The organism is Ekhidna sp., assembly GCF_965227465.1.
In the GTDB taxonomy this organism is placed as follows: Bacteria; Bacteroidota; Bacteroidia; order Cytophagales; family Cyclobacteriaceae; genus Ekhidna.
On sequence record NZ_OZ245746.1, the window covers coordinates 2,016,046 to 2,039,028 of the forward strand.

Genomic DNA, 22,983 nt, shown 5'->3' on the forward strand with positions numbered 1-22,983 from the left:
TCAAATTAAATACAATTACATTAAATGTAACAACATTTTAAAATAAAGGTTGCAATTGTAAAAATGCTTACAAGAGATTAAACCTTCCATTAACTTTAGAATCTAAGACTTGTACCCACCTGAAAAACTTTGGAAGATCAGATAATTGAAAAGATTGCTCATGAGGAAACCCGAAATTATGGGTTTAACCTTTTAGTGCGTGAGTACCAGGAACGAATCTACTGGCATGTTCGGAAAATGGTGATCGATCATGATGACGCAGATGATTTGGTTCAAGAGATATTTGTTAAAGTGTGGAAGAATCTCTCAAAATTCAGAGCAGATTCAAAACTTTACACATGGGTGTATCGGATTGCCACTAACGAGTGTCTGAATTTTCTTAAAAAGAAAAAACGTAGATTTTTTATGCCTATTCATGATCTTGAAGGAGAATTAGCTGAAAAACTGACGAGTAGTCTAGAGCCTACGGGTGATGAGGTGCAAATGAAATTGAATAAGGCATTGCTGAAATTGCCAGACAAGCAAAGAATGGTGTTTAATATGAAGTACTATGATGAAATGAAGTTTTCCGATATCTCAGAAATCACCGGGACAAGTGTTGGAGCACTTAAAGCAAGCTACCATCACGCGGTAAAAAAAATTGAAGATTTTATCAACAGTGATTAAACCTTTTAAACCTTAGGTAATCTAAAAGGATACGAAATGAAGTATAAACTTGACGATATAGAGAAAAAAAAGCCATTTGAGGTACCTGAAAAGTATTTCGAAGAACTTCCTTTAAAAATTCAGACAAGGATTAACGAGGAGAAGGCAGGATCAAATCCATGGAAAGTTCCGGCCTGGAGCTTAGCCATGGTTGCTTCAATCCTCCTGCTCATCACCTTCATCTTCATCATCCCAGAATCAGGGCCAGATCCTGAAAAGCTATTGGCGGAAGTCCCACAAGATGAACTAATCGCTTATTTGGATCTGATAGAGCTTGATGAATATGATATTGCGAGTGCATTTGATGACAACATGGATGTTTTTGAATTAGAAAATAGCTCGATGTTGGACGGAATAGAAATAGATGATCAGGCACTTGATGATGTGTTATTAGAATATGATTTAGAAGACGAATATTTATAAACATGAAAAAATTATTAACCATAATGCTTATTTCATTCGCCCTGGGAGCCTTTTCTCAAAGTCCGGAAGCGATGAAGAAGATTGAAGCGGCAAAGATTGCTTTAATCACCGAAAGGCTGGAATTAACCCCACAGCAAGCTGAGAAGTTTTGGCCTATCTATCGAGAATTTGGAAAACAAAGACAAGAAATCAGGCAGGATTTTGATAAAGCCCGAAGGAATTTTGATCCCAATAAAGCCTCGGAAGAAGAAAATAAGAAGATGCTTGACATGGCGAATCAGGTTAAAGAGCGTCAATTAAAGCTGGAACGAGTTTATTCTGATCGTATATTGAAAGTAATATCAACACGCCAACTCAATAATCTGAGAAAAGCGGAAAACGACTTTAAAGAGATGCTATTGAGGAGAATAAGAGCAGAGCAAATGAAGCGACAAAAACAACGCAGAAATGATGGACGACTGAACGATAGACGCAACTAAACCAACCTACCCTACCTGATGCGTCTAATAGCAGTCATATCACTGTTGTTCACTCTGTCTTTATCATCATTTTCTCAAGATGAGTTAAGCTATGCTGAACAGTTGAAAGCCATTGAAGAAGATATGGATTCATTATCCATATTTAATCTTATTGATAGCTTGTTTACTTTAGATTTTGCTCCGAAAAGTGAGCTAAACATACGCGCAGGATTCACTACCAATGTAACCAGTGCAGGCCGGGATTATGACATCAATCAATCCGGTATATCTCCGGGTATTTCCTATTATCATAAATCTGGTTTTTACAGTGACCTTGCAGGCTACTGGAATAGTGGCACAGATCCAAATTACAATCCTACTGTGCTCTCGGCTGGCTATCTTGGAACATTCAACAATCCAAAATGGAGCTATTCCTTGGATGCAGAACGTTGGTTTTATAACCCACAGGACTCATCCGAAAATCCACTTAAATATTCAGTAGGCGGATCTGTTAGCTATGATTTTAAATGGGGTTTTGCATCGATCGACTACTCATTTTTATTTGGTGAGGAAACGGCCAACCGCATCATCCCAAACCTAACAGGTGCTATAAACCTTGGGGAATGGTGGGTATTCAATAGTGTCAAACTGTATCCCTCAGTTAGTGTCATGATGGGTAATAGCGATATTACTCAGCTCAGAATTACAAATAGACAAATAAGTGACCAAAATGCGGCAAGAATCCAACGAATTACAACGTTTTCAAATCTAACAAATGAGCAAAAAAAATATGTTGGTTTAATCATTTTAAGGGCGTTCAGAAATGGAACCATTGATGAACAAACACGAAATCAGTTAATGACAGATCTTCGTAATTCTTCAGACTTATCTAACGAAGATCAGGCGGCCCTGCAACAAATCGCCAATCAGGGATACGAGGTTACTGAGTATGTAGACTCCAATGAGTTTGGTGTTCTTAATTATGCATTTACACTCCCACTTTCATTATCTACAGAGCGATTTTACCTAATGTTAAGCTACACATACAGTATCCCTGTACAACTTCCAGGCGAATTTATCACGGTTGATCCAATAGGGTATTTTGGAGCTTCAATTTCTTATCGCATTCCTTTCAAATAATCAGTTGCAGATAGGAATAAAATCCTACCTTTGCATCCCGTAACGAGAAAAAGGAAAAAGCTCTTCATGTCTAAAACGAAATACATCTTTGTTACGGGCGGTGTAACATCTTCCCTTGGAAAAGGGATCATCGCAGCTTCTCTTGGTAAACTACTTCAGGCCAGAGGCTTATCCGTAACCATTCAGAAATTTGATCCATACATCAACATTGATCCGGGTACGTTAAATCCGTACGAACATGGAGAATGCTATGTAACCAACGATGGAGCGGAAACCGATTTGGATCTTGGTCACTACGAGCGATTCCTTAGCATTGAAACATCTCAGGCAAATAATGTCACAACAGGAAGAATTTATTACAACGTAATACAAAAAGAACGACAAGGAGAATTTCTTGGCAAAACCGTTCAGGTTATTCCTCACATTACAGATGAAATCAAAAACAACATTTTTAAACTTGGTGAAACTGGCAAGTATGATGTTGTAATAACAGAGATTGGCGGATGTGTGGGTGATATTGAATCACTTCCTTTCGTAGAAGCGGTTAGGCAAGCTAAATTTGAGCTTGGTCCAACAAACAGCATTTCTATTCACCTTACGCTGATCCCCTATCTTAAAGCTTCCGGTGAGTTAAAGACCAAGCCAACCCAACATTCTGTCAAAGAACTTTTAGAGGCAGGTATTCAACCAGATATACTAGTCTGCAGATCCGAATACCCAATAACTCAGGAGATCCGAAAAAAGCTCGCTTTATTTTGCAACGTACCCATTAATTCGGTTATTGAAGCACTTGATGCTTCTACAATCTATGATGTACCGATCTTGATGCGAAAAGAAAAACTTGATGAGCGTGTGCTTACCAAGTTTAAGATGCCCTATAAGAAGGAACCTAAAATTGAAAAATGGAAAGAGTTCCTTGGACGTCTGAAGAACCCGACTGATTCAGTTAGCATAGGACTCGTAGGTAAATACGTAGAATTACAGGATGCTTACAAGTCGATCGCAGAATCCTTTATACATGCTGGTGCAGCTAATGAGTGCAAAGTGAATCTTAAATGGATACACGCTGAAGAACTTGATGGTGATAATGTTCAAAAAGAATTAAGCGGTTTAGACGGAATCCTGGTTGCACCTGGATTCGGCGAACGTGGTATTGAAGGGAAAATCTATGCTGTTCAATATGCGCGTGAAAATAAAATTCCGTTTTTTGGAATTTGTCTGGGCATGCAATCGGCAGTTATTGAGTTTGCTCGCAATGTCATTGGAAAGAAAAAAGCCAATAGTACGGAAATGGCTAAAACATCTTATCCAGTTATTGACTTGATGGAAAGTCAGAAAAACATCAAAGATATGGGTGGAACCATGCGACTTGGGGCTTATGTTTGCGAGCTCAAAAAAGGAAGCAAAGCTTTCGCAGCTTACGGATCGAAAAAAATAATGGAACGCCACCGTCATAGATATGAGTTTAACAACAAGTATTTGGAAGATTTCGAAAATGCTGGCATGACAGCAACAGGAATAAATCCAGAAACTAACCTGGTTGAGATCATGGAGATCAAGGACCACCCTTGGTTTGTGGGCACACAGTATCATCCGGAGCTAAAATCCACTGTAATGGATCCACATCCTCTTTTTGTGAAATTTGTAAAAGCTTCTCTAGACCAAAAGAAAAGTCTGGCGATATAATTCTAACTAAATGGATAGAAATCAATTTATAGGACTAATCCTCATGTTTGCCTTATTGGCAGTTTATTTTACCTGGTTTGCTCCAGACCCACCTGTACCGGAAGAACTGACTACTCAAACAGAACCTGTACAAGAAACAATTGCTGAAGTTTCTTCGGATACAACAACTGTAATTCCAGTCTTGTCGGATTCTGTTCAGGCATCATTCAATTCACAGAAGTATGGAGCGTTTGCTTTTGCTGCTGGTGCAGATGAAAAGGTGAATACGATCGAAAATGAGGAATTGATCATTACGTTAACCAATCAAGGCGGTAGAATTAAAGATGTTATTCTTAAAAAACATAAAGATTACTTAGGAAACCCTTTGGTGCTAGTAGATGGCTCCAAATCAAAGTCAGATCTATTGGTAGATCACAATGGTAAAAAGATTAACCTGTCTGAGTTGTCTTTCAAGCCTTCGGTTAAAAATATCGGCGGTGATACGACTCAAATCTCCTATGTTTTGACAAATGGTACGTTTAGTATTATTCAAAAATATCTGCTACCTCCAAAAGGCTTTGAAGTGGCTTACAGCATTGAGAGTAAAAACTTAAACACGGTTTTAAACCCAACAGATGTAAACTACAACTGGAATCATGCAATTAATCGAGCTGAAAATAATCTTGAAGATGGGAGGTACAATAGTAACACGCGTTATTATTTAGCCAATGGAGATTATGATGAGCTTGCAGAGCGTTCTACCGAATTTGAAGATGAAACGCTGGGCGAGCAAGTAAAGTGGGTTTCTTTTAAACAAAAGTTTTTTACGGCAGCTATTATCGCTAATGCTTCATTTAAATCAGGATATGTGAGCCAAACCGTAGACTTTGGCGATACTACTACAGTAAAAAACCTTTCAATGCAAATGCTGATTCCCTACTCAGACTTTGCAAATGGATTTGGAGCCAGGTATTATTTCGGATCTAACAACTATGACATCCTAAAGAAAGTTGCTCCGGATTTTGAGGAAAATCTTGACATGGGTTGGGGACCACTACCACTGGTTAACAAGTATTTGATTATTCCAATTTTCCACTTTTTAGAGCGATTTTTCTCAAACTACGGAATCATTATTTTAATAATTGTAGTAGTTATTAGACTCTTACTGGCCCCACTTACCTGGAAGTCGCATATGTCCATGGCAAAAATGCGAGCAATGAAGCCGGAGCTTGATGAAATTAAAGCAAAGCATGACGGGGACATGCAAAAGGCACAACAAGAGCAAATGAAGCTCTACCAACAGGTCGGAATTAATCCAGTAAGTGGCTGTATTCCGATGCTATTGCAAATGCCCATCCTATTCTCCTTGTTTTTCTTCTTCCCAAATGCGGTCGAATTAAGACAACAATCATTCCTATGGGCACATGATTTATCTACCTACGATAGCATCATAATGTTGCCTTTTGAAATTCCTTTTTATGGTAGTCATGTGAGTTTATTCACTTTATTAATGACGCTTTCAACCATATTGTATACGTGGAGTAACAGCCAAATCACGACTGTTCAGGGTCCAATGAAGACACTTCAGTACATGATGCCTATCATGTTCTTGTTTGTTTTAAATAGCTATGCATCCGGTCTGACCTTTTACTATTTTGTGTCAAACATGGTGACGTTTGGACAGACAGTCTTATTTAGAAAAATAATTGATGAAGATAAGATCCACGCATTGTTACAGCAGAACAAAAAGAAAAATGTCAACAAGAAGAAGTCAAAATTTCAGCAAAGACTGGAAGATGCAATGAAAGCCAATCAAGAAGCGCAGAAGAAGAGCAAAAAGAAAAAATAGATTGTTGATAACCATACTAAAAACCTTGATTCTACGTAATTGAATCAAGGTTTTTCTTTTTTACACAAGTTATTAACAACATGATTATCTTGAGAGTAGGTTGGATATATTTGTATCCTTTATACTACCTAAAATCACATCTCAAAAGAAATTTATATGGGTAAGATCATTTCTATCGCAAATCAAAAAGGAGGAGTTGGCAAAACCACTACAGCTATCAATTTGGCTGCAAGCCTGGCTGCTCTTGAATTCAAAACATTAATTGTGGATGCGGATCCACAGGCCAATGCCACGTCAGGTGTTGGAGTTGATCCTAAAGAAGTTGAGGTGAGTGTATATGAATGCATGGTAGATGGTGCTAGTGCTAAAGAAAGCATTGTTGAGACCCAGATTAAATTCTTAGACCTCCTACCCTCTCACATTGACCTGGTAGGTGCTGAAGTGGAGATGGTCAACATTGAGGAGCGAGAAGAAAAGATGAAGCAAGCGCTTGTGGAAATTAGAGATGATTACGATTTTATCATCATTGATTGCTCACCTTCATTGGGGTTAATTACCATTAATGCACTTACAGCTTCAGATTCGGTAATTGTTCCTGTTCAGTGTGAGTACTTTGCACTTGAAGGATTAGGCAAACTTCTCAACACCATCAAAATCATCCAGACCCGATTAAATCAAGACCTTGAAGTTGAAGGGATATTGTTAACGATGTACGATGTGAGATTGAATCTTGCGAACCAGGTAGTAGAAGAAGTAAAAATGCACTTTGAATCATTGGTCTTTGACACCATGATCCCACGAAATATTAAACTGAGCGAATCCCCGGGATTCGGAATGCCAGCCATCACCCATGATGCTGATAGCAAAGGATCAATAAGCTATCTGAATCTGGCTAAAGAAATTCTAATAAGAAACGAAGTTAAAGCAGCCTGAAAGAAACATGGCAGAGAGTAAATTCAAGAAAAGATCAGGATTAGGAAGAGGTCTTGGAGCTCTTTTGGAGGATTCTGGAGAGAAGGAGAAAATAAGTGGATCTGGTGCGACCCCAAAAGGTGCCATTAGTGAAATAGATATCGCCAAGATTGAAACAAACCCTTGGCAGCCAAGGTCAGATTTTGACGAGGATGCATTAAATGATCTTGCTGAATCAATCAAGGTACAAGGTATTATTCAACCTATAACTGTTCGTGCGCTCAGCGAAAAGCAATTTCAGCTTATTTCCGGTGAAAGAAGACTACAGGCGTGCAAAAAAGCCGGGTTAAAAACAATTCCTGCATACATCCGAATAGCCGATGACCAGCAAATGCTGGAAATGGCCTTAATTGAAAATATTCAACGCGAGAATTTAAATGCGATAGAAATTGCATTGAGTTATCAACGACTCTTGGCAGAGTGTGACTTAAAGCAGGAACAGCTTGGTGATCGTGTAGGTAAAAACCGTAGTACGGTCACCAACTACCTACGTTTACTCAAGTTACCACCCGATATTCAGATTGCACTGCGGGATGGTAAATTGAGTATGGGACACGCACGTGCACTCATCTCGATTGATGATGTTTCATTACAATTGGATCTTTACAATCAAATCATCAAGCAAGATCTATCCGTTCGGAAAGTTGAAGAACTTGTAAGATCCAAGGGTAAGAAAGTAGAGAAAGAATCTAAACCTGTCGAAATTGATCCTGAGATTAAAAAGCTTCAGGGCAAGCTTTCTACGCACTTTGGTTCCAAGATTGCCATCAAATCAAACGAACACAATAAAGGAGAAATCAAAATTCCATTTACGTCCACTGAAGATCTCAACCGTATTTTGGAAATACTCGATCTTTAAATGACTGGACTAAGAATTTCTTAATATCTCCTTCATTATTCCTTTTTAGGCGCGAACTTTGCGAAGCAATCTGCCAATGATGAAAAAAGCACTATTTGTTCTAGGGTTTAGCATTTTAGCGCTTCACTCTTACTCGCAAGATCAACCTGTTCTCCTAAAAGATTCTACGTTTATAGAAGCAGAAGAAGATGCGGAGCTTTTTGAAGAAGTATCAGAATTAAATCCACAAAGAGCTGCGTTACTCTCAGCCATACTTCCCGGATTGGGGCAGGTCTATAATAAACAATATTGGAAGGTACCTATCGTATTGGGTGGAGTAGCCACTTTCGCTCATTTCATTAGCTACAACAATAAAGTCTATCATGGGTTGCGAAATGCTGCCATCCTACAATCTAAGAATTTACCCAATCCATATCAATCCATAATAAGTAGTGAGTCATCACTGGTGAGGAACAGGGATACTTTCAGAAGAAATCGTGACCTCCTTATTATCATCGGATCCGCTTTCTATTTATTACAAATTGTTGATGCGCATGTATCGGCTCATTTGGATGAGTTTAAAGTAAATGATCGTCTTGCATTAGGAATAGAGCCTTCAATTCAATCAACTCCATTATTTTCGCAGGCTGTTGGAGTTTCTTTTGTATTGAAATTTTAGTCCATGAATATTGCATTAATCGGGTATGGAAAAATGGGGAAAGCTATTGAGCGGGTAGCAGTTGATTCCGGTCATTCCATTTCATGTATTATTCAGCCCGATGACGAATTATCTAAACTCCTGAATTCGGAAATTGATCTTGCAATAGAATTCACGCAACCTGAATCAGCCTTTGAAAACCTATCCTACTGTATAGAAAATGATATTCCTGTTATTTCAGGAACCACCGGCTGGTTAGAACAGCTCAATGAAATAGAACAGCTATGCCAAAATAGAAACGGTACATTTCTTTATGCCTCCAATTTTAGCATCGGTGTAAACCTGTTTTTTGAATTGAATAACTGGTTAGCTGGTAAAATGGCTCAACTAAATTTTAACCCATCTATTTTAGAGGTACATCATACGGAGAAGAAAGATAGTCCTAGTGGAACAGCCATTACCTTAGCGGAAGGAATTATTTCATCAAATCCGATCATTGATGGGTGGATAAATGAAGAATCGACCGATCATAAAAAATTAGGGATAGTTTCTGAAAGGAAACCCAACGTACCCGGCACGCATACCGTAAGCTACACGTCTTCTTTTGAATCTATTGACATCACTCATACCGCTCATGATCGCAGCGTTTTCGCTCAAGGGGTGGTAAAAGTTGGTGAATGGATTCACAAGAAAAAGGGCGTATTCACAATGTCAGACTTTATTAACAATAAATAACGCTATGTACTTTCACGATTTCAACCCGGTTTTTGTAATTGCATTCCTTATTCTATGGTATGTACTTCAAGGAACTGCCTATTACAAATTCTTCGAAAAAGCAGGCAAAGAAGGCTGGAAAGGTTTTGTGCCCATCCTGAACTATTACATACACCTGGAAATTGTTGGTAGGCCAAAATGGTGGGTATTGCTACTTTTCGTACCCGTTATTAACTTTTTCGTGGGGTTGACTATGCACCTGGACCTAATGAAGTCCTTTGGAAAATATACGTATTTGGACCAGGTACTCGGTGTTGTTTTCGCCCCTATTTACATGAACTACATTGCGTGGACCGACACTAAATACATTGATAAAGCAACCGAAATTCCTAAGCCTAAAAAGTCTTTTGGCAAGGAGTGGTTTGAAGCTATCGTATTCGCAGTATTCTGCGCGACGTTTGTTAGATGGATCTTTATGGAAGCATATGTAATCCCGACAGGCTCCATGGAACGGTCGCTGTTGGTGGGTGATTTTCTCTTTGTGAGCAAAGCAGAGTATGGTCCCAGAACTCCAAAAACACCTCTGCAGATCCCATTGACGCACCAGACCATATGGGGAACCGAAATTCCCTCTTATATACCAGGTGTTTCATTACCTAGCTTGAGATTACCATCTCTTGGAAAAGTAGAAAGAAATGATGTGGTAGTTTTTAATTATCCGGTAAACGATCACTACAACCAAAGGAGAGATGGTGAATACCATCCAATGGACTTAAAAACGCATTACATTAAAAGATGTGTTGCGATAGCAGGTGAAACCATTGAAATTAAAGCAACTCAAGTCTATGTGAATGGTGAGGAAGCTGAAAACCCGCCTTTGATGCAGCATGAATATTTCGTTAGAACTAATGAATCTATTCGGGAGCGGATTTTTGAAAACCTTAACATCAATCCATATAGCAGTGTCACCCGATACCCTGAAGGATATTCGGTTTTAATGCCTTCTTCTGTTGCCACAGAGTTCGAAAAGCTCCCGTTCGTTGAAAGTGTTAGTCTTCAGTTGATTCCTGAAGACAGAGCTGAGCAAAACATTTTTCCTGATGCGAGGTACTTCCCATGGAATAGAGACTTTTTTGGGCCATTAACTGTTCCGGAGCGTGGGATGAAGATTCAGGTAACTGAAGAGAATCTGGCAATGTACGGAACTACTATTGCCAATTATGAAGGAAACGAGTCTGTAGAGATTGATATAGACAAACTAACTGTCAATGGTGAACAAGTCACTGAATATACCTTCCAGAAGGATTACTATTTCATGATGGGAGATAATAGGCATGCCTCTGATGATTCGAGGTACTGGGGTTTTGTACCTGAAGATAATATTGTTGGTGAGGCTTCATTTATCTGGATGTCTTATAACACCAACGGAAGCTTTATAAACAAAATCAGATGGAATCGACTATTTGATGGAATTGAATAGTTAGGAGGATATCCACTGAACCAAATAGACTAATCCCACGAAGAATCCGGTTCCCAGAATTAGGAAAAAGACCATAGCAAGGCACCCAGGAATGAGTGCCTTTTTTTCATTGTCTGTTTTATAAAAATGCTCTAGGTGATGACTCATTCAATATCTAAGAGCGTTCTAAGCACATCCGGGACTAGCTCTCCTTCCAGCAGTATTGTATTCAGATACTCTTCACCAGGAATCTCATAAGGTATCGATTCCATTCCATTATCAGGAAGCCTTTCTGTACGTGCTACGCCGGTAATGATGGCTAGTGCTTCAGCCAATAAAGGTTCTGCAGTATCTCCTAGAGGCTTCAGATCACCAAGATAATTCCTTTCATCTACAACAATATTTGGATCTAATCCATCGATATAATCAGTGAAACCCTCTGAATTTGCAAGCTGACTTATGATAGGCTGAATTGCATATTTGTGATTAGGGTTTAAAGTTGATGATTTTAAGTAATTATCAGAATCATATAAGGTCGCGGAACCAACATTTTTTCCGACAGTTGTAGTACCAATAAGCGTAACGTTCATATAAGGTAAAAGTCCTGCTATTACAAACTCAGAAGCGGAGGCGCTACTACCGCTAACTAAAACAAATACCCTGTTAATATTCATGCGATTCATTGGTAATGATGAAATTTGATTCCCGTCATCATTTAGAACCGGAACTTCCTCAAGGAAGGTTAGGTCCGCATTTAATCCAGCATTAGCTAAATTTTGATTGTAAACGATTGACCCTAAAATATCATTTGCTGATGCTGCACCATAAATCATGGAAGAAAGTATTCTTGAGGTCGTTAAAGAACCTCCACCATTGTATCTAAGGTCAAGCACTAATTCTGTAGCACCTGCCGACTTAAATTCTCCAAACGCATTATTCAGTTCTTCATGATAATCATTATTATTTACAAACTGATTATACATCAGATAAGCAATTTTTTGCCCCTCTACTTCTAAGACTTCTGCTTTTAAAATTGGATTTTCAGTGAGCTGTATAGCGGTAAGAGCAATACGCTCTCCAGTCGATGAAATGACATTATCCTGAATCTGCGATAGTGTAATCGTATAGCTTTCATTTTCAAACAAAAGCGAAACAAAATTATCGACCGTGAGCTGGGTTCCATTTACTTCGGTGAAAACATCTCCCCTAACCAGTCCCCCATTTTCTGCGGGTCCATCCGGCACTACATATTTGACGTACGCCAGCAAATCATCACTGTCTGCTGAGATACGAAGCAATCCTACTTCATAACCGAAAGATTTGGAAATACCTTGAAATGAGGCTTCTAACTCTTCATAGTCATCAACAATCCATGAAAATCTATCTTGGTCGACAAGCAAATCGTCAAAGAGGGTTTTAGGATCGCTGTACCCGTTTAGAAAAGTATACAAAGCATTGTAGGTGGGGTATCGTTCGTTGGAGAGATCATCCACCTCATCTACCCAATAATAAAAGTCTCTCATACCAAACCACACAAACTCATTCACCTCATTCTGAAGGTCAACACTAATCCCATCATCCTTGCTACATGCAAATGCAATAGCCACACAAGCTATGAGCAACACTATTTTATTTTTCAAAAATTTCATTCATTAAAATTCAACATATAACCAAACGATAAGGTCATTTACATGGTTCAAGACAAAATTACCATTTTATTGATCTAAGACCCTTGGTAATAAGGTATTGGTTGGTTTGAGAAAAGTGCTTACGTCCAAAAAATCCGGAATGTGCCGAAAATGGAGAAGGATGTGGTGCCTTAAGAAGCAAATGCTTTGATGCATCAATGATGGCACCTTTTTTTTGTGCATATGCCCCCCAAAGTAGGAACACAACATGCTCTTTTTCATTGGAGACAACCTCCAAAACACGATCAGTAAAAGTCTCCCATCCCTTATTTTGATGTGATCCAGCCTTTCTGGCCTCCACAGTCAGCGTCGCGTTTAAAAGTAGTACCCCTTGATCTGCCCACCTTTCCAAATTACCGGAAGCAGGTATTGGCTGCCCCAAATCATTTTGTATTTCCTTAAAAATATTCTGTAGCGAAGGGGGATGTCGAACTCCTTCTGCAACAGAGAAACATAAGCCATTCGCTTGCCCCGGACCATGGTAAGGATCTTGCCCTACGATTACCACCTTAACGTCATCAAATGGACAATGATCAAAAGCATTGAAAATTAAAGAACCAGGTGGGTAGATGGTCTTAGAAGCATACTCATTTTTCACAAATGAAGTGAGATTCTGAAAGTATGCTTTCTCAAATTCACTAATCAATCGGTCTTTCCAGCTTTGTTCTATTTTAACACTCATTTGATATCTTAATTGAACCTTAATTGGTAAAATAAAAATTTCTATTAAATTGGCTACCAAGTTATGATTACTGGAGTAACCAAAGGCATTAAAGTTTCTGTGGAAACAAATTATCAGCCGGAGCATTCGCAACCGGCACATGAGCACTTTGTATTTACTTACCGCATCACTATTGAAAATAACTCCAACAACACGGTTCAATTAAAAGCGCGACATTGGGACATCATTGATGCCGCACATCCTAAACATGAGGTTGACGGTGAAGGAGTAGTTGGAAAACAACCTGTACTTGAGCCAGGGGAAATTCATCAATACGTCTCAGGGTGTAACCTGAAATCAGGCATTGGTAAAATGAAAGGCTATTACATTATGGAGCGGATTCTTGATGGTCGCCTTTTTAATGTCGAAATCCCAGAATTTTATATGGTTGTTCCTTTCAAGCTTAACTAGTTAAGTCTTGAGCAATATTCTTTTCAGAATTAAGAGCTACATTTCTTATTTAACCAGATGTGTGGGTCCTCATGCACTGCACTCCCCTTTTCTGTTTGACCTGTACAATCAGGTAGTTATACCATCCAAAAAATACAGACTAGCGAGCGTAGAAAATTTAAGAAATAATCTAAAAAAGAATGAACAGATTGTTGATCTATATGACCTGAAAACCGGTAAGAACTATCGTCAAACAGTCGGATACATTGCTAAAACTTCTCTGAGTCGTACCAGATTTTCTGCTTTCCTGAACCGTTTAATAGACTATTTAGCAATTGAAAGAGCCGTAGAGACCGGCACCTCTTTAGGTGTCAACACGCTATATATGGCTGGTAGCGATAAAGTGAAAAGGGTAGTTACTATTGAAGCATCCCCTATTTTAGCATCTATCGCAACCAAACAATTCAGTGAGCTTCTGCAACATAAGATTCAGATAAATGAAGGAACTATTCAAGACATTTTTGAGTCAACCATCGCTAGTGTACAGCCGGAATTATGCTTCATCGACGCAGATCATCGATCCGGAGCGGTTCTTTTTTGCCTGGACAAAATCATGAAGCATTGCCCTGAGATAAAATGCATTGTCATTCATGATATCTATTGGTCACAAGACATGCTGAAAGCGTGGAATCAGGTTCAAGCAGATTTCAGATTCAACCTGACCATTGATATATTCCATGCTGGAATCATCTTTCCAAACAAAGAAATGCCGAAACAGCATTTTGCATTACGTTTTTAAAGAAGAGTCAATTTTCTACTTTTGCGCAATAATTTAAAATAGCATGGAGGAACAAAACTCATCAGAGCAACCGGATTACTTAAAGCCAAAGAAGAATCGAACACCTGTCTTCATCGTCATTACGTTTCTATTGTTAGCAGCGGTAGTTTTCTTCTACTATCAAAATCAGAACCTGGAAGATGAGCGGGCTCGACAACAAAAAGAAATCTCAAATACTTATTTAAAGCTGGACTCTATCACAAGTGAGCTTAACATTAGAATTCAGACTATTAAAGAACTTGGTGGTGAAGTAGATACATTAGAAGCTTTGAAGGCTGAACTTGAAGCAGATAAAAAACAATTATTGGTAGATGCGGAATACCAAAGAAGTCGCATCACTCAATTAAACAATCGTGTCGCTGGATACAAGGAGTTGCTCCTTTTGAAAGATGAAGAAATTGAACAATTAAAAGTATTGAATGAGGAGTTGGCTGAGGAAAACACTACACTAAAAGTCGAGAAAAATCAACTCAATCAAACTGTGCAAGAGCTTGAGGAAAACAAGAAGGAACTCGCCAGTAAAGTAGCATTTGCTTCAAGACTACAAATTGAAGGAATGCAAGTAATTGCAATCAATGACAGAGGAAGGGAGAAAACCGGTGGGGAGTATCGCAATCGTCACATTGAACAGTTGAAAATTCAGTTTACAGTTGTTGAGAATGAAATTGCTCCTATTGAAGGTAAAGATTTGTTGCTGAGAGTGATTGCTCCTGATGGTAATGTACTCTTTGATGTAACAAGAGGTTCAGGCTCCTTCACTTTTGAAAATCGTGAAATGTTTTATACTGCGAAGCAGGAAATATTATATGATCGAAATAGTCAGTTGGTCACATTTTTATATACTAAAGGAAGCGAATATGCCATTGGTCAGCACAAAGTAGAGGTCTATACCGATGATTACTTGATGGGTAAGGGGTCTTTTATGGTAAAGTAATCCAGTAAACAATCAACAGACTTTTAGTCAATAGTCAAATAACTAAAATAGGTTTGATTCAAAGTTTGAATAAGTCCCTTGTCTGTTACTCAAGATTGCTTACTTTTGCACCTCATTTTTAAATCATAAGTTCTTAATTTATTTACAATTATGAAGAATTACGAGACGGTATTCATTTTGACTCCCGTTTTGTCTGAAGCTCAGATGAAGGATACTGTCGGAAAATTCAAGAAAGTTCTAACTGATAACGGCGCAGAGCTCGTTAACGAAGAGAACTGGGGATTACGCAAACTTGCCTACCCTATCCAGCATAAAACCACCGGGTTTTATCAGCTGTTTGAATTCCGATCAGAGCCTGAATTAATCGCTAAGCTAGAGACAGAGTACAGGAGAGACGAAGCAGTGATGAGATTTCTCACCACTACACTCGACAAGCACGCAGTTATTTATAACGAGCGTAGAAAGAAAGGCGAATTCAATAAGAAGAAAGAAACTAAGAAGGAGGCAGCCAAATGACATTACAGAACGAACCAATAAACAGAGAGCAGAAGAAAGAGAAGTACTGCCGATTCAAAAAGAATGGCATCAAGTACATCGATTATAAAGATCCTGACTTCTTGCTAAAGTTTGTAAACGAGCAAGGTAAGATCCTTCCTCGAAGACTTACAGGTACAAGTTTGAAGTATCAAAGAAAGGTATCACAGGCGATCAAAAGATCGAGACACCTAGCATTGATGCCATATGTTGGAGATTCCCTTAAATAAGTACTGACATGGAAGTAATACTAAGAGAAGACATACAAGGTCTTGGCTACAAAAATGATACGGTTGATGTAAAGCCAGGATATGGCAGAAACTTTCTGATCCCAAGAGGAATGGCAATAATCGCTAGTGATTCTAACAAAAAGATGATTAGCGAAAACATTCGTCAGGCAGCTCACAAAGCTGAGAAGGCAAAGAAAGATGCTGAAGAAATTGCTAAGAAAATCGGTGAATTGACTTTAGAGATCAAAACGAAAGCTGGTGAAAGCGGTAAAATCTTTGGAGCTATCACTCCTATTCAGGTTGCCGAAGCACTAACTGCGCAAGGTCACGAAGTGGATAGAAAGCGAATTTCTTTTGAGCAAAAAATTAAAGAGTTAGGTGAATACACCGCACTTCTTGACCTTCACAAAGAAGTACACCATCCAATCCAAATAAAGGTGGTAGCTGAATAAGCATTATAATTCTTAGATATAAAACCCTGTACCGAAAGGTTCAGGGTTTTTTTATTTCATTCACCTTGTATTAAGGTACCTTTGACTAAAAAGCATTGTTCGTGTTTAAGCTTGAATTCGATATTCCTGAGGCTTCAGATAAAATAAATCTTAGCGACCAAATTCTGCTCTTTGGGTCGTGTTTTTCGGATGAGATTGGAAGTATTCTGGTTCAGAATAAATTTATAAGTCTGTCAAATCCTTTCGGCACCATCTACAACCCTGTATCAATCTTTAAACTCTTAATGGGTCAAGTCTCACCAAATCACCTGGTTGAAAATCAAGGAGTAACCTATCACTGGGATACGCATGGAAAAATCTCGGGTTTGAGTGAGAAAGAAACTATTGAATTATTCACGAGCAAGCAAAAAGAAACTCAAGATTTTCTAGCAAATTCAAAATGGCTAATCATCACTTTGGGTACCGCTATTGTTTATGAATTAGAAAACGGCATAATGGTTGCCAACTGCCATAAAGTACCTGCTACTAATTTCAAAAAAAGATTTCTTGAACAGAGAGAGATTATTGATCATTATCAATCTCTTCATACGTATTTAAAAAAAGTAAACCCTGACCTTAAAGTTGTATTTACTGTGAGCCCGGTCAGGCATGTCCGAGATGGTTTAATTGAAAACAATCGGAGTAAAGCAATCCTGATAAATTCCATTCATGCTATTCTTAAAGAACATCAAGAGGTCTCTTATTTTCCTTCGTTTGAAATCGTGATGGATGAACTTAGAGATTATCGTTTCTTTTCATCTGATATGATTCATCCGTCTAAGGAAGCAACTTCATATGTCTGGGAACGCTTTGCTGCGACTTATTTTAATACAGACACCAAAGACTTTTTAAAGAATTGGAAAAAATTAAAATCTGCCCTTGAGCACAAGCCTTTTCAGCCTAAATCGGAAGAACACCAACAATTTCTTAAAACCGCTTTAGAGAAGTTAGAAAGTCTGAATGAAAAAGTAGATCTGAGTGTTGAGATTAAACAACTAAAGAAGAAGCTTAAGTGAGAATTATAGGCCTTTCCTTCGTTCTACTCATCGCTTGTCAGGTGAAAAGCCAAACCGAGATGCATAAATACACCAACGAACTCATTCATTCCACCAGTCCATACCTTTTACAGCATGCCCACAATCCGGTCGAATGGCAAGAGTGGAGCGAAGAAACTTTATCCAGGGCTAAGGAAGAAGACAAACCGATCCTAGTAAGCATTGGCTACTCAAGCTGCCATTGGTGCCACGTAATGGAGAAAGAGTCATTTGAAGATACCGCTGTAGCGAATATTATGAATAAGTACTTCATTAATATCAAAGTGGACAGAGAAGAGCGGCCCGATGTAGATCAAGTCTATATGGATGCTGTACAGGCGATGGGACTCAGAGGAGGCTGGCCCTTAAATGTTTTCCTCACCCCAGATCAAAAACCATTCTATGGTGGCACCTATTTTCCAAAACAAGGCTGGGTCAACCTGCTCACCAGCATCAATGAAGCATTTGAAAATAACCGAGACAAAATCAATGAATCAGCAGAAGCATTTACTCAAAACCTTCAAGCCAAAGAATCTGAGAAATACAAATTAGGTGGTAATGATCACGTGCTATCCGCTGAGGAAATCAGCACCTTATTTCAGCACCTTGAAAAGAAATTTGACAAGATAGACGGAGGCATAAAAAAATCACCCAAATTCCCAATGCCATCTGTTTGGCAATCGCTAGCAACCTATTACCGTCTGACAAAAAATGAAGATGCCCTGAAGCATTTTGAGTTCACCCTTGAAAAAATTGCTAATGGCGGTATATATGATCATGTAGGCGGTGGGTTTGCCAGATACAGTACAGATGAGGAGTGGCACGTTCCGCATTTTGAAAAGATGTTGTATGACAATGGGCAACTTTTGAGCCTATACGCGAATGGATATAAGCTCACAAAAAACACAAAATTTAAAACAACCATATTAGAAACCGTCGAATGGTTGATAAGAGAAATGATGGATGCATCTGGTGGGTTCTATTCAGCACTGGATGCAGATAGCGAAGGAGAAGAAGGTAAGTTTTACGTTTGGTCAGACCAAGAAATACAAGAACTTGCTAAAGAAGATGCAAAAATGATATCCGAGTACTATGACGTTCATCCTAATGGAAACTGGGAAGGGAAAAATGCACTTCGGGTTGTGAGAGATGACGCTGAGATTGCAGAGGCTTATAATTTATCAACAGAAGAATTTGACACCAAGGTAAAAGCATTTAAAGAACGTGTGCTAAATCAGCGAGAAAAACGGATTAGACCTGGATTAGATAATAAAATTATTGCAGGATGGAATGGGCTGACACTATCCGGATTGGTTGACTCCTATCAGGCGATTCAAGATTCTTCAATTTTAGATTTAGCTCAAAAAAATGCATCATATCTTAAAAGCCTAATTAAGAATAAAAAGCTTAATCGATTTCCTGATAAGGAAATGGAAGGGTTCATGGAGGATTACGCAGCTGTGATTCAGGGATTCATTAAGTACTATGAAACTACGCTGGATCGTTCTTATTTAGAGCTTGCTTTACAACTGACTCAGCGAGCTGATGGAGCTTTTTACGATGAAACGGAAAACCTTTATTTTTTTACCAGTGAGGCAGATGCGAATCTCATCGCACGAAAAAAAGAGCTTTTTGATAACGTGATTCCATCTTCTAACTCGCTAATGGCATGGAATCTTATTCATCTCGGGACTCATTTTTATGATGATGACATGATAAAAAAAGGGCAGTCCATTTTAGCTCAAGTGAAAGAACTAATCATTCAGGAACCTGAATATATGAGTAATTGGGCACTATTAGCCATGGAGCTGTCCGGAAACTTTGCTGAAGTCATAATTATAGGCTCTGAAGCTTACAATTATGTGAATGAAATCAATTCCCAATTCATTCCAAATAAGATTATTTCTGCCTCACTTTCTGAATCTGAACATACCCCCTTTAATGGCAAATTGATCCTTAATGGAAAGACCACTATCTATGTTTGCTTTGACAAATCCTGCAAACAACCTAGCTTCAGTGTTAAGGAAGCATCGGAACAAATTGGAGAATGACCATTCATTCTCTCTGTTTGTAGAGAAAAATTGATGGACTATCGATTTTAAAAAATCTTCAGATCTAATAAGTCTAAATTAAAGGCTGATTCCAACAATTGAGTGAATCCTGCGTACAAACAATCATTGAGTATGATGGTAAATAACGATTTTTGTATACTTCTTATTGATGATGATCCATCTATCAACTATCTAAACAAATTAATCATCGAGAAGGCAGATATCCATGCTAATGTTTGTGATAGAACGCAAGCAGATGAAGCACTATCTCAGCTTTCAGAAGGTATTATTAACCCGAACCTCATCCTTCTTGATATTAATATGCCCACAATGAATGGCTGGCAGTTTTTGGAAAAGTACCACGAGCTACCTGAAGAATCCAGAAAAAGTAAGGTCATCATCCTGTCCTCGTCCATAAATCCATCTGATAAAGAAAAAGCTTCCCAATCATCTGTAATACTTGACTTTTATAGTAAACCATTGTCCATCGCCAATGTAAAAGAGATAAGGGAGACACTGCTAAATGAAAACTAATTAGCATCTTACATCGACTACTTTAGTAGATTTTAGTTTTCATTAACTAGTGAATACACGAAGAAGCATATCGCTATTCTTGATTGGTGTGATAATCACCACGTACTGTTCGGCTCAATATTTTCCGGTCAGGCAATACATGACTTCTGATGGCATGCCAAGTAACAGCGTATTTGATATTGCGCAACATCCCTCAGGTATGATGTGGTTTGTAACCAAATCTGGACCCACCTATTATAATGGTCAAAAGTGGCACTCATTTGCTGACTCTCTAAACCTTCCTTCCTCATATAATTCTAAAATCATTATATCTGACAGCCTTGTTTGGGTGATCGGACTAAATAAAACGACCTTTACTTTCCAAAAATATCACACAGAATGGACCAAAATAGCAGTTCCATTCCCGTTTGAAAACTTTGATAGTCACCTCTCATTTAATGTGTTTAAAAGAAACAATCAGTACTACTGCATCATCGGGGCTAAGAGCAAACTCTTCATTTATGACATGTCACAGGATGAATGGTCTCAACTAGAATTAAATAATCATAAAATAAACAACATACATCAACTCGATGAGAAATGGGTAATAACTACCTCTAAGGGCCTATATGAAATCGTTAATAACGAATTGAGAATAATTTCTTTACCCTACGATAAACTGCCTTCTAAAAACATACTCACACTAGATTATAGAAAGGGAGTGTTATACCTACTTGGATTTAACTGGTATGCGGAGTTAGAAAATCAGCAAATCAATTTCCTGCTAAATGATGCCGGATTGAGCACTTCTTCCTCGGTAAATCAAAGCAGCCTGGTTGTTGATCAAAATGGTAAAGTTTTTTTTGGGTCAAGCACACCTGCCAGAATCATAAATTATGAGAACAATACCTGGCAGAATTTGCTAATCAAGGGCCAGAACTTAAATATTGGAAGTACTCGGATTTTCTGCGATAAAGAAAACAACATATGGGTAAGTGATTCAAGGGGTCTGTTCAAATTTAATGTTCTCCAATTTTTAAATTACAATGAGTCATCAGGGCTGATTGATGATGAAGTGACAGCAATCACTGAATTACAAGATGGTTCGATTTTTTTAGCAAATCACTATGATTTCAATATCCTCAAAGACAACCACATTGATCACTACAGTTATGAAATTGCCAAAAATCTGAATTACCGAAACCTATCAGTGGCTGAAGACACCATTAACAACCGACTATTCATTGCCACTAATGATCAAGGTCTCTTGATGTATAACAAGAATAGTTTCATAAATCCTGAACGAGTTTTTTCTGGTGAACGTCTCAAATTCACTTCGGTAGGATCATATAATGGTACTATTTACACTGCTGGCAATAGTGGAATCTACTCGCTTGTGAATGATGACCTGATAAAAGTAAATGATAATATAGGGATACGGAACATTACTAACATTGGTAATCTTTTAGCCCTTTCATCAATTTCAGAGGGCCTTTATATTTATGATGGTTCCACGTTCAGAAACTATTCTTCCTCAAACATTGATCTTAGTAGTGTCTTTCAAGCTACAATTTTTGAAGGTGACACGTTAGTGGCCACCAGAGATGGAGTGGGTATTGTTGAGGAAAATGAGCTAAGCCGATGGAATAAAGTGCAAATCAACGCCCCAGTATATAGTCTGCTGACAGACAGCAAGAAACGATTATGGATTGGAAGTGATCATGGGGCCTATTTATATCAGGAAGGAAAGCTCAGGTTATACGATTTGGATGGAGGCCTATCAGGTAATGAAATTAATCGAAATGCGCTATTTGAAGATTCAAATGGACAAATTTGGATTGGAACAGAGAAAGGTGTTTCGGTCTTTATAGAAGGCTCCCAATTCACAGAAAACCTAAACCTAGAAGTAGATATTGTTGAAATAGTTACTGAAGATGGAGCCTTCTTAAGTGCTTTTAGAAACAACGAATTGCCGTATGATTTAAACGGTATTCAAGTATCATTTCAGTGTCTCTCTTATATTGATGAAGACAAAATCAATTTTAGGTATAGGGTTAATCATCAGGATAAATGGATAGAAAAATCGGATCCATCAAATGATATCGTTTTCAGTAATTTAGGCTCAGGTGATTATCAATTTGAAATTCAAGCTCGATTTGGTTCAGATGCATGGGGACCAATATCCTCCTTTAGCTTTAGCGTAAAACCTCCTTTTTATTCGCAGTGGTGGTTCTTCATTTTCGTCTTTTTACTATTGGCCGTAATTGCACGAGTGATTTTCTACTTCAGGTACTTGTACTTAATCCGGAAGCAGAGGAAGTTGAAAAATCAAGTAGCTACACGAACAAAAGAAATCACCCTACTCAATGAGCAGCTAGAAAAGAAAGTTAAGGAGAGGACACAAGAACTTGAAAATAAAAACCTGCAGCTTGAAGAGTCAGCCTATTTAAATGCTCATCACCTCAGGGGACCGCTGACTAAAATGATGAGTGCATTACAAGTCGCTGAAATTTCTGATGATGAGATAATGGACAAGAAACTTTTTAGCATACTTAAGGAATCCATTGGTGAGCTAGATGCGGTAATCTATTCCATTAATGACGTTCTCAGCGAACAAGAAGAGTCACGAACCCGTAACAACTAGAATCTAATAGCTCAATGCAAAACGACAAATTGAG

At 38.4% G+C, this 22,983-nt stretch carries 23 protein-coding genes; 21 read left to right on the forward strand and 2 right to left on the reverse strand.

Annotation, left to right across the window (positions count from 1 at the left end; translation table 11 throughout):
* Positions 1 to 129: 129 nt before the first annotated feature.
* The 11 genes from ACO05G_RS08895 to lepB all read left to right on the forward strand — a co-directional run bounded on the left by ACO05G_RS08895 (position 130) and on the right by lepB (position 10,902).
* Positions 130 to 666, forward strand: a complete 537-nt coding sequence (locus ACO05G_RS08895; RefSeq protein WP_421765623.1) for an RNA polymerase sigma factor — start codon at positions 130 to 132, stop codon at positions 664 to 666.
* A 36-nt stretch (positions 667 to 702) separates the two neighbouring features.
* Positions 703 to 1,128, forward strand: a complete 426-nt coding sequence (locus tag ACO05G_RS08900) for a hypothetical protein (protein ID WP_421765624.1) — start codon at positions 703 to 705, stop codon at positions 1,126 to 1,128.
* 2 nt (positions 1,129 to 1,130) lie between these two features.
* Positions 1,131 to 1,607, forward strand: a complete 477-nt coding sequence (locus ACO05G_RS08905; RefSeq protein ID WP_421765625.1) for a hypothetical protein — start codon at positions 1,131 to 1,133, stop codon at positions 1,605 to 1,607.
* An 18-nt stretch (positions 1,608 to 1,625) separates the two neighbouring features.
* Positions 1,626 to 2,726 (forward strand): hypothetical protein, encoded by a 1,101-nt coding sequence (locus ACO05G_RS08910; protein WP_421765626.1) that lies wholly within the window; start codon positions 1,626 to 1,628, stop codon positions 2,724 to 2,726.
* A gap of 66 nt (positions 2,727 to 2,792) precedes the next feature.
* A complete protein-coding gene (locus ACO05G_RS08915) occupies positions 2,793 to 4,412 on the forward strand; it encodes a CTP synthase (RefSeq protein ID WP_421765627.1) in 1,620 nt (539 codons plus the stop codon).
* A gap of 10 nt (positions 4,413 to 4,422) precedes the next feature.
* Positions 4,423 to 6,240, forward strand: a complete 1,818-nt coding sequence (gene yidC, locus ACO05G_RS08920) for a membrane protein insertase YidC (RefSeq protein WP_421765628.1) — start codon at positions 4,423 to 4,425, stop codon at positions 6,238 to 6,240.
* Positions 6,241 to 6,396: 156 nt separating this feature from the next.
* A complete protein-coding gene (locus ACO05G_RS08925) occupies positions 6,397 to 7,173 on the forward strand; it encodes an AAA family ATPase (protein WP_348284434.1) in 777 nt (258 codons plus the stop codon).
* Positions 7,174 to 7,180: 7 nt separating this feature from the next.
* Complete coding sequence (locus tag ACO05G_RS08930) at positions 7,181 to 8,071, forward strand: ParB/RepB/Spo0J family partition protein (protein WP_421765629.1); 891 nt, start codon at positions 7,181 to 7,183, stop codon at positions 8,069 to 8,071.
* A gap of 79 nt (positions 8,072 to 8,150) precedes the next feature.
* Positions 8,151 to 8,729 carry a DUF5683 domain-containing protein gene (locus ACO05G_RS08935; RefSeq protein WP_421765630.1) on the forward strand — a complete coding sequence of 193 codons (579 nt, stop codon included), beginning with the start codon at positions 8,151 to 8,153 and terminating at the stop codon, positions 8,727 to 8,729.
* Between the two features lie 3 nt (positions 8,730 to 8,732).
* Positions 8,733 to 9,443 carry a 4-hydroxy-tetrahydrodipicolinate reductase gene (gene dapB / locus ACO05G_RS08940; protein ID WP_421765631.1) on the forward strand — a complete coding sequence of 237 codons (711 nt, stop codon included), beginning with the start codon at positions 8,733 to 8,735 and terminating at the stop codon, positions 9,441 to 9,443.
* A gap of 4 nt (positions 9,444 to 9,447) precedes the next feature.
* Entirely contained in the window at positions 9,448 to 10,902 is a 1,455-nt protein-coding gene (gene lepB, locus ACO05G_RS08945) for a signal peptidase I (RefSeq protein ID WP_421765632.1), read from the forward strand.
* A gap of 143 nt (positions 10,903 to 11,045) precedes the next feature.
* Here lepB and ACO05G_RS08950 read toward each other — a convergent pair whose 3' ends face one another.
* On the reverse strand, positions 11,046 to 12,530 hold the full coding sequence (locus tag ACO05G_RS08950; RefSeq protein WP_421765633.1) for a S41 family peptidase: 1,485 nt from the start codon (positions 12,528 to 12,530) through the stop codon (positions 11,046 to 11,048).
* Between the two features lie 58 nt (positions 12,531 to 12,588).
* Positions 12,589 to 13,251 (reverse strand): uracil-DNA glycosylase, encoded by a 663-nt coding sequence (ung, locus tag ACO05G_RS08955; RefSeq protein ID WP_421765634.1) that lies wholly within the window; start codon positions 13,249 to 13,251, stop codon positions 12,589 to 12,591.
* Between the two features lie 63 nt (positions 13,252 to 13,314).
* On the opposite strand from ung, the gene apaG reads away from it, so the two are divergent.
* The 10 genes from apaG to ACO05G_RS09005 all read left to right on the forward strand — a co-directional run bounded on the left by apaG (position 13,315) and on the right by ACO05G_RS09005 (position 22,949).
* A complete protein-coding gene (apaG, locus tag ACO05G_RS08960) occupies positions 13,315 to 13,701 on the forward strand; it encodes a Co2+/Mg2+ efflux protein ApaG (protein WP_421765635.1) in 387 nt (128 codons plus the stop codon).
* 7 nt (positions 13,702 to 13,708) lie between these two features.
* Positions 13,709 to 14,479 carry an O-methyltransferase gene (locus tag ACO05G_RS08965; protein WP_421765636.1) on the forward strand — a complete coding sequence of 257 codons (771 nt, stop codon included), beginning with the start codon at positions 13,709 to 13,711 and terminating at the stop codon, positions 14,477 to 14,479.
* A gap of 43 nt (positions 14,480 to 14,522) precedes the next feature.
* The gene (locus tag ACO05G_RS08970; RefSeq protein WP_421765637.1) at positions 14,523 to 15,452 is read left to right on the forward strand and encodes a chromosome segregation protein SMC; all 930 of its coding nucleotides are present in this window, start codon (positions 14,523 to 14,525) and stop codon (positions 15,450 to 15,452) included.
* 150 nt (positions 15,453 to 15,602) lie between these two features.
* Positions 15,603 to 15,968 carry a 30S ribosomal protein S6 gene (gene rpsF / locus ACO05G_RS08975; RefSeq protein ID WP_421765638.1) on the forward strand — a complete coding sequence of 122 codons (366 nt, stop codon included), beginning with the start codon at positions 15,603 to 15,605 and terminating at the stop codon, positions 15,966 to 15,968.
* On the forward strand, positions 15,965 to 16,216 hold the full coding sequence (gene rpsR, locus ACO05G_RS08980; RefSeq protein ID WP_089356018.1) for a 30S ribosomal protein S18: 252 nt from the start codon (positions 15,965 to 15,967) through the stop codon (positions 16,214 to 16,216). The genes rpsF and rpsR overlap by 4 nt, the downstream gene beginning before the upstream one ends.
* An 8-nt stretch (positions 16,217 to 16,224) precedes the next feature.
* Positions 16,225 to 16,668, forward strand: coding sequence for a 50S ribosomal protein L9 (gene rplI, locus ACO05G_RS08985; protein WP_421765639.1), 444 nt, complete (start codon positions 16,225 to 16,227; stop codon positions 16,666 to 16,668).
* A gap of 101 nt (positions 16,669 to 16,769) precedes the next feature.
* Positions 16,770 to 17,723: a GSCFA domain-containing protein gene (locus ACO05G_RS08990; RefSeq protein ID WP_421765640.1), complete on the forward strand. Its 954-nt coding sequence runs from the start codon at positions 16,770 to 16,772 to the stop codon at positions 17,721 to 17,723.
* Complete coding sequence (locus tag ACO05G_RS08995; RefSeq protein ID WP_421765641.1) at positions 17,720 to 19,792, forward strand: thioredoxin domain-containing protein; 2,073 nt, start codon at positions 17,720 to 17,722, stop codon at positions 19,790 to 19,792. The genes ACO05G_RS08990 and ACO05G_RS08995 overlap by 4 nt, the downstream gene beginning before the upstream one ends.
* A gap of 132 nt (positions 19,793 to 19,924) precedes the next feature.
* Complete coding sequence (locus ACO05G_RS09000; protein ID WP_421765642.1) at positions 19,925 to 20,326, forward strand: response regulator; 402 nt, start codon at positions 19,925 to 19,927, stop codon at positions 20,324 to 20,326.
* A gap of 49 nt (positions 20,327 to 20,375) precedes the next feature.
* On the forward strand, positions 20,376 to 22,949 hold the full coding sequence (locus ACO05G_RS09005; protein WP_421765643.1) for a ligand-binding sensor domain-containing protein: 2,574 nt from the start codon (positions 20,376 to 20,378) through the stop codon (positions 22,947 to 22,949).
* The last annotated feature ends 34 nt before the right edge of the window (positions 22,950 to 22,983 follow it).